The sequence below is a fragment of the Protofrankia sp. CiP3 genome (assembly GCF_917627345.1).
In the GTDB taxonomy this organism is placed as follows: domain Bacteria; phylum Actinomycetota; class Actinomycetes; order Frankiales; family Frankiaceae; genus Protofrankia.
On record NZ_CAKJTM010000073.1, the window covers coordinates 12,641 to 25,328 of the forward strand.

A 12,688-nucleotide genomic window follows, 5' to 3' on the forward strand; every position below is an offset into this window, starting at 1 on the left:
AGGTAGCGGTGTTCTACCTGGGCCGACGACAACGAGGCGAGGCGCCGCCTGGCGCCGGCAGGCCCTGGATAAACTTCCGGCGCCGACCGCTAAGGTCGGGAAGGTCCCGGATCATCGGCCTGGCGGGTCAACGACCGCGCTGGCCGCGCACCCGGCTGATGTCTGGCCACCGATGTTTTTCGCCATACCAGGAGCCGACCGTGTCCGAACCGTTGCTCGTCGAGCGTCCCGCTGACGGTGTCATGTTGTTGACGCTGGCCCTGCCCGAGCGGCGTAACGCCATGACCGTGGCACTCACCGAAGCCTGGTCGCGGGCCTTGGACGAGATCATCGCTGATCCTCATGTGCGGGCTGTGGTCGTGACGGGGCAGGGCAGCGCGTTCTGCGCCGGTGGCGATCTCGACTGGGTCGATCCCCGGACGGACCGGGAGGCCGGTGTCGACCGGCTGCGTGCGAAGATGCTCACCTTCTACCGGAGCTGGCTGAAGATCAGATCGGTGGAAGTGCCCACGATCGCCGCGGTGAACGGCGCCACCGTGGGCGCCGGGCTGTGTCTCGCGCTTGCCTGCGACCTGCGTTTCGCCTCGCTGGATGCCAGTTTTTGCGCACCGTTCACCCGGCTTGGGATGCATCCGGGGATGGCCGCCACCCGGCTGTTGCCGGAGGCCGTCGGCGCGGTCCGGGCCAGGGAGCTGATTTTCACCGGCCGGACGGTTGACGCGCGCGAGGCCGCGGCGATCGGGCTGGTCAACGCGGTGGTGCCCGCCGCCGACCTGGTCGCCGTCGCCGTGGGCACCGCGACTCAGATCGCCGCGGCCGCGCCGGTCGCGACCAGGCTGGCCAAGGCCGCGTTGAGCGGCGCTGACGATTTTGACCAGGTGCTGCAGTGGGAAGCGCTCGCACAGGCGACGACGATGGCCAACGGTGAGGCCGCTGAGGGGATCCAGGCACAGCTGGACCGCCGCCCGCCGTCATTTGTCACCACCGCGGCACCGGATGCGGCCATGATCGGTAGCTGACAGCGCGGAGCCGGCGGCCGGCGGCCAGGCCGGGTGGCACACACACGGGTACCAGTGCGATGAGAAGCCCCCGGTACGCGGCCGAGCTCTCCAGCTTCCCCTTCTGGAGGGTCCTCCGAATGACCGGGGGCTTCGTGTCCGTCAAGCTATGGCCGCACAGCGGTGGCGGTCAACGACCGCCACGCGGAGCATTGGTGGGTGCGTCACCGGGACCTGCGTCATCCGGCGGTTGTGGCCGCGGTGGCTCCTGCTGGGCGGGGGTGTCGCGGAGCCGTTCCAGCTCCGCGAGCGGATCGCCCACCGTGTTGGCGTCGCCCGCGGCGAAACCCCGCGGGTCAGCGAGATCGTCGGCGTTCGGGAGCAGGTCGGGATGCGCCCACAGGGAGTCGCGTCCGTCGATCCCCCGGGCGTCCGCCACGGCCTGCCACAGCGCGGCCGCCTCACGCAGCTTGCGCGGGCGCAGGTTGAGGCCCACCAGCGTCGCAAAGGTCTGCTCCGCCGGCCCGCCCTCGGCGCGGCGGCGGCGTACCATCTCCCGCAGCCTGGCGGCGGCGGGCAGGTTCTTCGCGGCGGCGGCGTCGGTGACCGTCTCCACCCACCCCTCGACCAGAGCGAGGATCACCTCCAGGCGGGCCAGCGCCGCGGTCTGTTCAGGCGTGGTCGCCTCGTTGAAGACGTCTTCGCCGAGGGCTTCCTGCAGGCCTGCCGGATCCATGATCCGCATTGGGTCGATCATTTCCATCGCCCGCGAAACCGCTTCCGGGTCGACCGCGATACCTCGCGCGTATTCCTCGACCGCGCCGAGAACGTGCGCGCGTAGCCATGGGACATGGCCGTACAGACGCTGGGACGCCGCTTCGCGCAATGCCAGGTAGATCCGGACCTCGCTGGAGTCGATCCCCAGGCCCGAGCCGAAGGCCTCGACACCCGCCGGGACGAGCGCGGCGGTACGCGGCGGGCTGAGCGGCAGCCCGACATCCGTGGAGGAAACGACCTCGCTCGCGAGCAGGCCGATCGCCTGACCGACCTGAGCGCCGAACAACATTCCACCAACCTGGCTGATCATGTTCATGATCGGCCCACTCGCGGACGCCAGCTGGCCCAGGTCGATGCCGGGTGGAAGCTGGGCGGCGAACTCGGGCGGCAGCCCGCCGCCCGCGTCACCCATCTGCGCGAGCCCGCTGGAGATCCCGCCACGCATGGCCTCGGCGATCCTGGTCGCCACCGGATCGCACAGCGTCCGCCAGACCGGCAGGGTCACCTCGATCCACCGGTTACGGGTCCATCCTTCGGCGGTTGTCGCCCCGGCGGGTAGCGTGGTCACCGGATCGAGCCAGATGTCGGCGAGCCGGACCGCCTGGCGAACCTCCTCGACCTCGCTGTCGGACACGGCACGGTCAGCGTCGCCGAGCGCACGTACCGCGACCTGGCGTGCGAGTTCCCAGTTCACCGGCCCGTCGTGCCAGGCCAGCAGCCGCTCCAGCTCGGCGAAGAACGGCGCCCCGCCGCCGGACGGCGGGCCGGAGCCACCGCGCGAGGACGAGTCACCCGGGGTGAACCCGAAGGGGAAGCCGCCGCTCATCGTCGGCGTCCCTGCCGGGTGGATGCGAGTTGAGGCCCAGGGCCCATGGATCCGGACATGCACCAACGGTAGTGCGTTTTCCCGCGGATGCCGAAACGACATCACGATACGGCTACTGGAACGGTTTGGATCGCCCGCCCGAGCGTCCGCTGATGAAGATGATGACGTCGGTCAGGCGGATCCCCTACGGTCGGACACGTGGGCCACATCCATGCTGGGCAGGACGCGCAACACAGGGCCGCCGGGCAGGTTGTCATCGCGGCGATCCGCGAACGGGAGCTGTCGGTCGACGAGTGCCTGAAGGCCGTGCGCGGGCCTGCCGTGGGCGGGGTCGCCGTTTTCGTCGGGACGGTACGCGATCATGATGGCGGGCGTGACGTGGCCGCGCTGGAGTACACCGCCCATCCACGGGCCGGCGGCGAGATCGCACGGGTGGCCGCTGGGGTGGCCGCCGTCCATCCGGTCCGGGCGGTGGCTGTCACCCACCGGGTGGGGCTACTCGGCGTCGACGACATCGCCGTGGTTGTGGCGGTGGGAGCCACGCACCGCGCCGAGGCCTTCACGGCCTGCCGGCGACTGATCGACGACGTCAAGGAACACGTGCCGATCTGGAAGCGCCAGGTGTTTCCAGACGGTTCGTCGGAGTGGGTAGGCGCTTGCTGAACGGGGCACCTACGATGGTGTCCGCCTCTCTCTTCCCCGTCTCGACGCCGAGGCCGCCATGTGGTTTCTGCTTATCCCGCCAATTGCCGTCCTCATCACTCTCGTCTGGCTCGCGTTGCGGTCACGCCCGGAACGCAAACCCGAAGCATTGATCACCGTGGAGGGCTACCGCCGCAGCATGGCCGCGCTCGCACGGCCCATGGACGTTCCACGTGATCCGTCCGTACGTTGACATGACTCTCATGTCGCTGATGTCGCCGGGCCAGCCCGGCGGGCGCTGAATCGCGGGTTCTAGACTGCCAGCATGACGCGGCGTATCCAGACACTTCTCGTCGCGTCTGTCTTGGCGCTGGTGCTCACAGTGGTGGGTTTGTCGCTGCCCGTGCCGTTCGTGATGCTTTCACCCGGCCCGGTGACCGACACGCTCGGGCGTCCCGACGGCAAGCCGCTGATCGAGATCGTCGGCCGCGAAACCTATCCGACATCCGGGAAGCTTGAGCTCACCACGGTCGAGGAGGTGCCCAAGCTGAGCGTGCTGGACGCGGTCCACGGCTGGTTCGACACCGATCGTGCCGTGGTCCCGCGGGAGCTGCTGCAGCCGCCGGGCACGAGCGACGAGGAGGTTCGGCAGGAGAACACCGCGGCCATGATCGACTCGCAGGATCAAGCCACCTCCGCGGCTCTCGGCGAGCTCGGCATCACCCCGACCGGCACGTCCGTGCTCGTGCAGCAGATCATGGATGCATCGTCGCCCGCCGCGGGAAAGCTGCGCGTGGGTGACGTCATCGTGTCGGTCGACGGTACCGCTGTGTCCACTCCGCAACAGGTGCAGGATGCGGTCGTCCGGGTTCATCCCGGTCAGCCGGTAACCGTCTCCTTCATCCGTGACGGCGGCGCGCCGGCCCAGACCTCGATCACCACCGTGGCGGCGCGCAACGATCCGAGGCGTCCAGTCATCGGCATCAGCACGATGGAGAAACGCAACTACCCTTTCACGGTTAAGATCAAACTGACCGACGTGGGGGGGCCGAGCGCCGGTCTTATGTTCGCTCTCGGCATAGTCGACCTTCTTACGCCAGGCCAGCTCACCAACGGTCTCACCATTGCGGGCACCGGTACCATCGACGCCGGCGGCACGGTCGGCCCGATCGGGGGCATCCAGCAGAAGCTGCTCGGCGCTCGCAGCTCGGGTGCGGTCGTCTTTCTCGTACCGGCGGCGAACTGTCCGGATGCCCGGGAATCGGCACCGGCGGGCCTCCGGCTTGTGCGGGTCGAGACCCTCAAGGGGGCTGTCCGCGACCTGACGGCGCTCGGGGGTAACCCCCAGGCCGCCGTCCAGAGCTGTTGATCGCTGCTTTGCCCGGCTGGCTGGCTGAGCCGCTCCACCAGCCAGCGGCGAACGGGACCGGTCAGTGAAAGGTCGCCAGCAGGCCGTCCACGAGGCTGTCCGCGAGGTCCGGATCGACCACCAGCTCGTCGTCGCCGCGGACCCGCAGGCATGACGCGTGTTGCCCGTCCCGGGTCACTCCGACCGCGAGCCGGACGTCCTGGCGTTCGGGGTGGCTGGCGGCCCAGATCTCGATATCCCGCTCATCGTATGGAGTCTCCTGCTCGGCGCTGGGCGGCAGGACGACGAGTTCGGTGACGAGGACGCAGCCAAGCACCTCCGGTGGCCAGCCGATTGCGGCCAGGACCTCGTCGAGACGGCCGGCCGGCAACGGCTCCTGCTCGACGGGGGTGAGTGAGCCGGGCGCGGTGTCGCCGATGTGCGAGGCGAGGGCCGGTTCGCGGGCGATGAGCTCGGCGGTGTCGGCCAACGCGTAGACCTGACTGGGCTGATCCCAGCCCAGATCGGCGACGTGCCGTTCGACCTCCAGCACAACAGCGGTCAACTCGTTGATGTCGGGGCTGGTCACGAGCGCATCCTCTCCGATGGCGCCACCCGGGCACTGGCGTAGGTTGCCTTCCAGGTGGACAACCCGGTCGTCTGCCCCGGACGCAAGGAGGAGCGAGTGGCAGCAGCCCGCAGACCACTGGTGGCGCGTACCCGCATCCTCATCCCCGCGCTGCTTGTGGTCATTGTTCTGATCGTTCTGCTGGGCGTCTTCACGCGGGTTTACACCGACCTGCTCTTCTTCCGGTCGGTCGGGTTCGGCAAGGTCTTCAACACCGTCCTGTCAACGCGGATACTGCTGTTCGTCATATTCGGTGCCCTGATGGCGGTGGCGGTCGGTACCAACCTTGTGCTTGCGTACAGGCTGCGACCACCCATCCGCCCGCTGTCGCTTGAGCAGCAGAACCTCGAGCGCTACCGAGTCGCCGTTGAACCGTACACAGTTCTGATCCTGTTCGGGGTCTCGGCCCTGTTCGGTATCGTAGCGGGTGTCTCGGCGTCCGGTCGCTGGCGGACGTGGTTGTTGTGGCTGAACGGCGAACCCTTCGGGCAACGTGACCCGCAGTTTCACCGTGACATCAGTTACTACGCTTTCACATACCCGTTCCAGCGGTTCCTGCTGGGTTTCCTGTTGACGACCGTGGTGCTGTCGTTGCTGGTGACGCTGGTGACGCATTACCTGTTCGGTGGCATCCGGCTGCAGACCCAGGGAGAGCGGGTGGTGCCGGCCGCGAAGGCGCACATATCCGTCCTGCTGGGGCTGCTTGCCCTGCTCAAGGCGTGGGCCTACTACCTCGACCGTTTCGGGCTCGTGTTCTCCTCGCGGGGGGTTGTCAACGGCGCGTCCTACACCGACACCCATGCCGTCCTGCCGGCAAAGCTCATCCTCCTGTTCATCTCGCTGTTGTGCGCGGTGCTGTTCATCTACAACATCTTCCAACGTGGCTGGACGCTGCCCCTGCTGTCCGCGGGGATACTGGTGCTGTCGGCGCTGGTGGTCGGCGGAATCTACCCGGCAATCGTCCAGCAGTTCCAGGTCCGGCCGAACGAGGCGTCCCGTGAGGCGCCCTACATCGCCCGCAACATCGAGGCCACCCGGGCGGCATACGCGATCCAGCAGATAGCCCCGTTGTCGTATGACGCCAGTACCGTGCCCGACGCCGCGAAACTCGGTGCGGATTCGGCGACGCTGTCCAACGCCCGCCTGCTGGATCCCAACCGGCTGTCCCGGACGTACGACCAGCTGCAGCAGATCCGTGGTTACTACGGCTTCCCGCCGTCGCTGGATATCGACCGCTACACGGCCACCGGATCGGACGGGCAGAGCGCGACCCACGACTATGTGGTCTCGGTCCGGGAACTCGACCAGAACGGTCTCACCGAGCAGCAGCGTAACTGGATCAACCTGCATCTGACGTACACGCATGGCAAGGGATTCGTCGCGGCGCCGGCGAACACCGTCGACACCTCCGGGCGGCCGAACTTCGCCGAGCAGAACCTGCCGCCCACCGGGCCGTTGGGCCTGACCGAGAGCCGGATCTACTTCGGCGAGATGTCGCCGGGGTACTCGATCGTCGGTACGAAGCAGGCGGAGATCGACGGGCCGGGCGTCACCGCGGACAGCCAGTCGACGACAACCTACGACGGTGCCGGCGGCGTGTCGATCGGGTCGACGTTCCGCCGGGCGTTGTTCGCGCTGCGCTTCCAGGAGAAGAACATACTGCTGTCCAGCGACATCACCGGGAAATCCCGCATCCTGTACGTGCGCAATCCACGTGACCGGGTGAGCCAGGTCGCGCCCTGGCTCACCCTTGACGGCGATCCCTACCCGGCCGTCGTCAACGGAAGGGTCGTGTGGATTCTCGACGGCTATACCACCTCGGATGGATATCCTTATGCCGAGCGCAAGACACTCGGTTCGGTCACCGCGGACGCCGTGACGAGCCGTGCGTCAAACCGGTCCGCGCAGGGGGCCAGCGAGGTCAACTACATTCGGAACTCGGTGAAGGCCACCGTTGACGCGTACGACGGAAATGTCACGCTCTACGCCTGGGACGAGTCCGACCCGGTGCTCAGGACCTGGATGAGCGCGTTCCCCGGCACGGTCAGGGCGAAGAAGGACATTCCGGCCGGGCTGCTGGAGCATCTGCGCTACCCGGAGGACTTCTTCAAGGTCCAGCGGGATCTCCTCGCCTCCTATCACGTGCGCGATCCGCGCGAGTTCTACTCCCAGGAGGACTTCTGGGCGGTCTCGCCGTCGCCGGACAACCAGAACCAGCCCCAGCCGCCCTTCTACGTGTACAGCCAGCTCGTCGATCATTCGCGGCCGTCGTTCAACCTGACGTCGCCATTGCTGGCGAAGGGCTCGTCGAAACTCGCCGCCTACATGGCCGTGTCGAGCGATCCGGGTAATTACGGCGAGTTCCAGGTACTGCGGCTGCCGAAAGGCGTGACCATCAACGGGCCGGTGCAGGTACAGAACCTCATCGAGTCCAAGGGCGACATCTCCAAGGAGCTGAGCCTGCTGCGGGGCGAAGGCTCGCAGACGATTCAGGGGAATCTGCTCACGCTCCCGGTAGCCGGTGGCCTGCTGTATATCGAGCCGTACTACGTCCAGGCGCGGGAAAACGCGGTGTACCCGACGCTGCAACGGGTGGCCGCGGTCTTCGGTGATCGAATCGGCTTCGCGCCGACGCTGGACGAGGCGCTGAGCCAGGTCTTCGGCGCGACCAGCACGCCACCGAGCACGACGGCCCCACCGAACACGACGGCTCCACCGAGTACAGCCCCGCCAGGCACAACAAGCAACACGGAGATCCAACAGGCGATCGCGGACGCGGATCGTGCCTTCGCCGCCGGGCAGGACGCGTTGCGTAAGTCACCCCCCGACTTCGCCGCCTACGGCGTCGCCCAGAAGGACCTGTCGGACGCGCTGAACCGGTTGGCGCAGCTCACCAGGACGCCACCGGCCGCCTCGGCAACCCCCGCGCCGTCCGCGCAGGACCCACCCCCGGCGGCCGTACCGCCCTCTTCGCCGGCCGTCGCCGCGGGCTCGGCCGCGCCAGCGGCTCCCACGGCGACCACCGCGACGGCTGTACCCGGCAGGTAGGCCGGCCGGCTGGAAAAATTAATCAAGATCGTTTGACACCCCCCGCCTGGCGTCCTGTAAGGTGAACTCACACCGACGCGGGGTGGAGCAGCTCGGTAGCTCGCTGGGCTCATAACCCAGAGGTCACAGGTTCAAATCCTGTCCCCGCTACCAGCGAAAGGCCCTCGGAGAAGCTCTCTCCGAGGGCCTTTTCCATGGGGCGCCGCTTGTCGTTCATCGGGATCATGGATGGTGAACGTGATCTGGCTGAACGTTCATCTCGGATCCTTCGCGAGGAGCTAGGCGAGCCGGACCGGTGATAGTTGTCGACACCGGTGTACTCGTCGCCGCCATCAACAAGCGAGACAAGTTCCATCGCGCTGCCCAACTGGTGCGGCGCTACGCCGATCTTCCGCTCGACACAGTCGACGCCGTGGTGGTCGCTACAGCGGAACACCTGGGCACGCCCAAGGTCGCGACGGTCGACCGCAAGGACTTCCAGATCGTCATTCCCAGCCACTGCCGCGCTTTCGAGCTTCTGCCGACCCTCGGTTGACTTCCGCGTACCAGCACGAACCCCGATCTTTACTGGCCCCAGCCGAAGTCCAGGTCCTCAGCCCATTGGCGGTCGTGCGCTCGTACCAGAAGCGCGGGGTCGGCTCGGCCCTTGTTCACCATGGCCTCAACATCCTCGCTGAGTCCTCGCTGCCACTCGTCTTCCTCGGATAGTCCCCCTTCGCGGACGTGTGCAGCCCGGGGGTGGTACCAGTCACCCTCGCGTAGATCTCAGGCTTCTACCAGCATCTTTTTTGGTGATCGGGCCGCATATCCGGTGTCCGTACCCGGGTTGCACATGCCGCGCGGCCCGTCTGGGGGCCGGTAGGAGCAACTCGACAGATCCGTCAGTTGCGTCGGGCCTCTGTCTTCGTCCAGTCGCGGGGGAGGCCGATGTACGGGAGCCAGGCGATGCGCTCAGCGAAGCAGGCCGAGGTAGCGCGAGAGGGTGTGCTCAACCTGCGCCATGTCGTCCCGGGAGAGGTAGTCCACGAGGTCACCTGCGACATAGGAGCTGTCGATGGTGCGGATCTGGTCGATCAGGATCCTGGTCGACCGCCCCGCGATGGTCACCTCCGGTCTGAAGGTGGACGCCTGCGCGCCGGTCGACGTTGGAACGATCGTGACCGTGGACCACGCGTTCTGCTCAATACTCAGGACGAGGCCGAGTCGACGCCCCCGCTGTTCATGCCCGCGCTTGGCGTCGCCGAGATCCACCGGGTACACCGCCCCGCGAATCATGGTTGGTCCTGCGATCTGGCTGGTACCGCGAGGTTCGTACCTATGATTCTGATGTTGCCGTTGGTGTCGTACTCCCACGCATCGGGTTCGGCGGACAGATCCTCGTTCCGCAGCCGGTGCATATCCTCGCGGGCACGCGCCTCCCACGCCTCCCGGTCAAGCAGTCGCAGGGCGCGCCGGATGACGTCGCTGGTCTTCTCGTCCTGACGGCGGTTGGCCTCAACGATCCGGAGGTCCTCTTCGGTGGGGCGGAATCCGACGCTCATGAGGCCACCGTACAACAAACGTACAACATCTGGGTGGTCGGCGCACGCGTGGTCGGGGGCATCTGTGTCCCGGGGGTGGTATCCATGGTGCTGGCCACACGCGAACGCGCTGCTGGCCGGGAGCGGGCCGACCTGAGCGGTTCCGGCAGACCTGCGCAAGCCGGAGTGCGACGTCACCTGGTCACAGCGACACCCCCTTGACGTGGGACGCGCCAAGCCCATCAAGACTGTCGACCGGCAGCAGCCGCAGCCGGCGGATCCTCGGCGACAACCACCCGGTCACCCTGCTTGCGGCGGCCATCCTCGCCTTCGCACTGGGCAGGTTGGGTGAGCACCAAGCGGCGCGGGAACTGGCCGCAGACACCCTCGCCTCCAGTCTCCGGGGCTGGCTGGGCGGGGTTCTGGGACGGCGCGCACGCTGCGCAGGTAACCCAGCATCGGTGCTCATCCCCGCTCTGTGACAAGCGACCGGCGCTCCTGGCCGCGCCATACCCGCAGGTATTCCTCGGCGACCTTCGCCTGGGTCATCCGCGCTGCCTTGCGGATCATCGACAGGTGCATCGCGTAGACCCGGCCCCCGCCGCCGGCATCCCACCCGTACCCGTACGCACCTCCGACGACCGGCTCGGACACTTCGAAGGCGTGCACCGGGGCGTCATGGACCCGCAGCCTCGCTGTAGTACATTTACGATCTCCCGTAGTACATTGGAGGTATGGAAGCCACCGCACGGGAGTTCAACCAGCAGGCCGCGAAGATACTCGCTGCCGCCGAGCGCGGCGAGACGATTGCAGTGACGAAAAATGGGCGCCATATCGCCACGCTGGTACCCGCCGGTCACGCCGAACCCGTCCCCCCCTACCCGGTCGATCCCATGGGAGACGACGACCTTCCTCTCTTCGATGGCCCGGCCGACATGTCAGCCCGAGTCGACGAGATGCTCGCGGAGGGTTTCGGCTTGTGATTGTTCCGGTCGCAATCGCCGATACCTCCGCCCTCCTCGCCGTGTTCAATCGCCTGGACGCCGAGCATGCGACCTGCTCCAAGACCCGCACCAAAATCGGGCATTTAGTAATTTCTCCCTTCGTGCTATCCGAGCTGGACTACCTGATCTCGACTCGGATAGGGGCCGACACGGCTGTCACAGTCCTGGATCACATTCTGGGCAAAGTTGACATCAGACGGTACGAGGTGGCGGATCTGTCTCCCCACCTGCACACCGCCCGTGCTTTGATGGCTCTCTACAAGAACATGAGTATTGGGATCACTGACGCGATGAACGCGGCTCTCGCCGCCTACTTCCGTACTGACGCCGTGTTCACTCTCGATCGGAAGCACTTCCGCGCCATCCGTCCCATCAGCGGCCACCCGCACTTCCGGCTACTACCGGATGACCTCTGAGGAAGAAATCGGCGCGGATCCCTTCCGTGCCGAGGTGAACCGCATGGCTGGGCAACTTAGCGGTGTAACGGGTGATGCTGGTGCTACTTCGGGACCACTAGCGTCCGGTTACTGAGGGTGGCGGCTATGTGCGGCCGGGGGCCTGTCGCGCCAGCGGTGACCAGGCGGTCTCGAGGTCGCCCAGGCGGGAGCGGGCGGCGGACGTCAGCGCGTCCGCGGCGGTGACCAGTGCCGTGTGCCGGACGACAAGCTCGTCGGCGAGTGCGGCGGGGTCGACGACGGCGCGGAGCCCGTCCCAGGCATCCCAGGCGGCCCGGGCTCCGGCGGCGCCCTCCGCGACCGCATCGACGACCTTGGCGACGGTCAGGCCACTCGTGGGATCGGTGCCGAGGATGTCCGGGCGCCGTTCCACCAGCGCGTGGGCTGCGGCGAGAGCGTCGCGCAGCCGGAGGTCGGCGTCGTCGGCCTCCTTCGCGAGGACGCCGAGCCTGTCGGCCCCGGCGGCGGCCATGTTCCTGAAATCTCAGATGAAATACGACCTGATTCCGCCAGGCGAGGCGTACTACACGCTCGTCGTCCTCGGTCTGGCCGCGGCGCTGGGAATCATCTCCTCGACCCTGCCACTGCTCAAGCGGATCATGGGCCCGGAGGTCATGCGTAACAGCCGATGCTTCCCGCCACGCCCCCACCGCGACGGTGCCCAACTGTGGCCTGCCCTATCTGTCGTCCGGATTCGGTGGATGAGCGACGACCACCTTGCCCCGTCCGTCCGGATCGCTGGCCGCTTTCAAGGCCGGCGAACGCGCCATCAGCGCCTCATGGCAGCAGTGCGACCGGCCTCGTGAGTCGGACGACGGAGAAGTGTCGCCGGTCGAGGGTTGCGATGGCGTCGGCGCCGAGCCGTTCGGTGATCGCGAGAACGGAGGCGTCGACGGCGCCGAGTGGGAAGTCGCTGTACTTTTCAACCAGTTCGACCATCCGGGCGAGGTCCTGGCGAGCCAGCGGGATCAGGCTGATCTGTCCCGTGCTGATGGAGCGCAGGAACGCGGCTTCGGCGCGGGTGCCTTTCTCCCGTTCGAGCATGAAACAGACTTCGGTCAGGACGGGATAGGGAACGAGTAGCGGCCGGGGCGTGCGCCGCATGAGAGCGACGCTGCGGGCGTGGTGTTCGTCGTCGGTGTCGGCGGCGGCGATCAGCGGCCCGGTGTCCCAGACAATCACTCGGGGTCGCGCCCCAGTTCCGCGCGCAGGATCTCAGCCGAATGGGCGGCGAGATCGCCCTTGCCGCTGGCCAACGCACCGACGAAATCCGGTAGTGGCCACTCGTCGCCGCCGCTCTCGGCGGGCGCGCTCTCGCGCACGAGAGCCAGGATCGGCGCCACGTGCGACTCGGGCAGGCGGTCGATCAGACTGTGCAGCTCGTCCCGCAGAGTACTCACCCATTGAGGATACGACCGACGCGTGGCCAGCCACCTGGATCC

Annotated in this window: 18 protein-coding genes and 1 tRNA gene; 11 read left to right on the forward strand and 8 right to left on the reverse strand. The window is 67.3% G+C overall.

Annotated features, from left to right (window positions below; all coding sequences use genetic code 11):
* The first annotated feature begins 200 nt into the window (after positions 1-200).
* Positions 201-1,019 (forward strand): enoyl-CoA hydratase/isomerase family protein, encoded by an 819-nt coding sequence (locus tag MJ797_RS19735; protein WP_239337844.1) that lies wholly within the window; start codon positions 201-203, stop codon positions 1,017-1,019.
* Positions 1,020-1,188: 169 nt separating this feature from the next.
* On the opposite strand, the gene MJ797_RS19740 is transcribed toward MJ797_RS19735, so the two are convergent.
* Positions 1,189-2,601 (reverse strand): zinc-dependent metalloprotease, encoded by a 1,413-nt coding sequence (locus tag MJ797_RS19740; protein WP_239337846.1) that lies wholly within the window; start codon positions 2,599-2,601, stop codon positions 1,189-1,191.
* 198 nt (positions 2,602-2,799) lie between these two features.
* Between MJ797_RS19740 and MJ797_RS19745 the strand changes: the two genes are divergently transcribed.
* From MJ797_RS19745 to MJ797_RS19755, 3 genes are all read left to right on the forward strand, one after another.
* Entirely contained in the window at positions 2,800-3,264 is a 465-nt protein-coding gene (locus MJ797_RS19745) for a molybdenum cofactor biosynthesis protein MoaE (protein ID WP_239337848.1), read from the forward strand.
* 58 nt (positions 3,265-3,322) lie between these two features.
* Positions 3,323-3,496, forward strand: a complete 174-nt coding sequence (locus MJ797_RS19750; protein WP_239337851.1) for a hypothetical protein — start codon at positions 3,323-3,325, stop codon at positions 3,494-3,496.
* Between the two features lie 72 nt (positions 3,497-3,568).
* Positions 3,569-4,612, forward strand: coding sequence for a PDZ domain-containing protein (locus MJ797_RS19755; RefSeq protein ID WP_239337854.1), 1,044 nt, complete (start codon positions 3,569-3,571; stop codon positions 4,610-4,612).
* Positions 4,613-4,673: 61 nt separating this feature from the next.
* Here the strand turns inward: MJ797_RS19755 and MJ797_RS19760 are convergent, their stop codons facing one another.
* The gene (locus MJ797_RS19760) at positions 4,674-5,180 is read right to left on the reverse strand and encodes a PPA1309 family protein (RefSeq protein WP_239313685.1); all 507 of its coding nucleotides are present in this window, start codon (positions 5,178-5,180) and stop codon (positions 4,674-4,676) included.
* A gap of 96 nt (positions 5,181-5,276) precedes the next feature.
* On the opposite strand from MJ797_RS19760, the gene MJ797_RS19765 reads away from it, so the two are divergent.
* From MJ797_RS19765 to MJ797_RS19775, 3 genes are all read left to right on the forward strand, one after another.
* The gene (locus tag MJ797_RS19765; RefSeq protein ID WP_239337856.1) at positions 5,277-8,267 is read left to right on the forward strand and encodes a UPF0182 family protein; all 2,991 of its coding nucleotides are present in this window, start codon (positions 5,277-5,279) and stop codon (positions 8,265-8,267) included.
* Between the two features lie 76 nt (positions 8,268-8,343).
* Positions 8,344-8,420 (forward strand) — tRNA-Met (locus MJ797_RS19770).
* A 142-nt stretch (positions 8,421-8,562) separates the two neighbouring features.
* A complete protein-coding gene (locus MJ797_RS19775) occupies positions 8,563-8,802 on the forward strand; it encodes a hypothetical protein (RefSeq protein WP_239337858.1) in 240 nt (79 codons plus the stop codon).
* Positions 8,803-9,218: 416 nt separating this feature from the next.
* Here MJ797_RS19775 and MJ797_RS19780 read toward each other — a convergent pair whose 3' ends face one another.
* Together MJ797_RS19780 and MJ797_RS19785 are read right to left on the reverse strand one after the other, a co-directional pair.
* Positions 9,219-9,542 (reverse strand): type II toxin-antitoxin system PemK/MazF family toxin, encoded by a 324-nt coding sequence (locus tag MJ797_RS19780; RefSeq protein WP_239337860.1) that lies wholly within the window; start codon positions 9,540-9,542, stop codon positions 9,219-9,221.
* The gene (locus MJ797_RS19785) at positions 9,539-9,808 is read right to left on the reverse strand and encodes a hypothetical protein (protein ID WP_239337862.1); all 270 of its coding nucleotides are present in this window, start codon (positions 9,806-9,808) and stop codon (positions 9,539-9,541) included. Before MJ797_RS19785 ends, MJ797_RS19780 begins: the two co-directional genes overlap by 4 nt.
* Before the next feature lie 197 nt (positions 9,809-10,005).
* Between MJ797_RS19785 and MJ797_RS19790 the strand changes: the two genes are divergently transcribed.
* Positions 10,006-10,269: a hypothetical protein gene (locus tag MJ797_RS19790; protein WP_239337865.1), complete on the forward strand. Its 264-nt coding sequence runs from the start codon at positions 10,006-10,008 to the stop codon at positions 10,267-10,269.
* Here MJ797_RS19790 and MJ797_RS19795 read toward each other — a convergent pair.
* A complete protein-coding gene (locus tag MJ797_RS19795) occupies positions 10,253-10,456 on the reverse strand; it encodes a hypothetical protein (protein WP_239337883.1) in 204 nt (67 codons plus the stop codon). The genes MJ797_RS19790 and MJ797_RS19795 overlap by 17 nt on opposite strands.
* A 65-nt stretch (positions 10,457-10,521) precedes the next feature.
* Between MJ797_RS19795 and MJ797_RS19800 the strand changes: the two genes are divergently transcribed.
* The gene (locus MJ797_RS19800; RefSeq protein ID WP_239313485.1) at positions 10,522-10,770 is read left to right on the forward strand and encodes a type II toxin-antitoxin system Phd/YefM family antitoxin; all 249 of its coding nucleotides are present in this window, start codon (positions 10,522-10,524) and stop codon (positions 10,768-10,770) included.
* Positions 10,767-11,207, forward strand: a complete 441-nt coding sequence (locus MJ797_RS19805; protein WP_239313482.1) for a PIN domain-containing protein — start codon at positions 10,767-10,769, stop codon at positions 11,205-11,207. Before MJ797_RS19800 ends, MJ797_RS19805 begins: the two co-directional genes overlap by 4 nt.
* Before the next feature lie 124 nt (positions 11,208-11,331).
* Here MJ797_RS19805 and MJ797_RS19810 read toward each other — a convergent pair whose 3' ends face one another.
* Positions 11,332-11,718 (reverse strand): hypothetical protein, encoded by a 387-nt coding sequence (locus tag MJ797_RS19810; protein ID WP_239337886.1) that lies wholly within the window; start codon positions 11,716-11,718, stop codon positions 11,332-11,334.
* Positions 11,719-11,734: 16 nt separating this feature from the next.
* Here MJ797_RS19810 and MJ797_RS19815 point away from each other — a divergent pair, with 16 nt between their 5' ends.
* A complete protein-coding gene (locus MJ797_RS19815) occupies positions 11,735-12,052 on the forward strand; it encodes a hypothetical protein (RefSeq protein ID WP_239337888.1) in 318 nt (105 codons plus the stop codon).
* On the opposite strand, the gene MJ797_RS19820 is transcribed toward MJ797_RS19815, so the two are convergent.
* Together MJ797_RS19820 and MJ797_RS19825 are read right to left on the reverse strand one after the other, a co-directional pair.
* A complete protein-coding gene (locus tag MJ797_RS19820) occupies positions 12,024-12,428 on the reverse strand; it encodes a type II toxin-antitoxin system VapC family toxin (RefSeq protein ID WP_239337896.1) in 405 nt (134 codons plus the stop codon). The genes MJ797_RS19815 and MJ797_RS19820 overlap by 29 nt on opposite strands.
* A partial coding sequence (locus MJ797_RS19825) for a hypothetical protein (RefSeq protein ID WP_239337899.1) occupies positions 12,425-12,688 on the reverse strand: 264 nt, incomplete at its 5' end. The genes MJ797_RS19820 and MJ797_RS19825, both read right to left, overlap by 4 nt.

Bases quoted from the DNA above. Each gene is read 5' to 3' on its own strand.
- MJ797_RS19740 (WP_239337846.1), bottom strand. From the start codon at position 2,601: ATGAGCGGCGGCTTCCCCTTCGGGTTCACCCCGGGTGACTCGTCCTCG.
- MJ797_RS19750 (WP_239337851.1), top strand. From the start codon at position 3,323: ATGTGGTTTCTGCTTATCCCGCCAATTGCCGTCCTCATCACTCTCGTC.
- MJ797_RS19755 (WP_239337854.1), top strand. From the start codon at position 3,569: ATGACGCGGCGTATCCAGACACTTCTCGTCGCGTCTGTCTTGGCGCTG.
- MJ797_RS19780 (WP_239337860.1), bottom strand. From the start codon at position 9,542: ATGATTCGCGGGGCGGTGTACCCGGTGGATCTCGGCGACGCCAAGCGC.
- MJ797_RS19785 (WP_239337862.1), bottom strand. From the start codon at position 9,808: ATGAGCGTCGGATTCCGCCCCACCGAAGAGGACCTCCGGATCGTTGAG.
- MJ797_RS19800 (WP_239313485.1), top strand. From the start codon at position 10,522: ATGGAAGCCACCGCACGGGAGTTCAACCAGCAGGCCGCGAAGATACTC.
- MJ797_RS19810 (WP_239337886.1), bottom strand. From the start codon at position 11,718: ATGGCCGCCGCCGGGGCCGACAGGCTCGGCGTCCTCGCGAAGGAGGCC.
- MJ797_RS19815 (WP_239337888.1), top strand. From the start codon at position 11,735: ATGAAATACGACCTGATTCCGCCAGGCGAGGCGTACTACACGCTCGTC.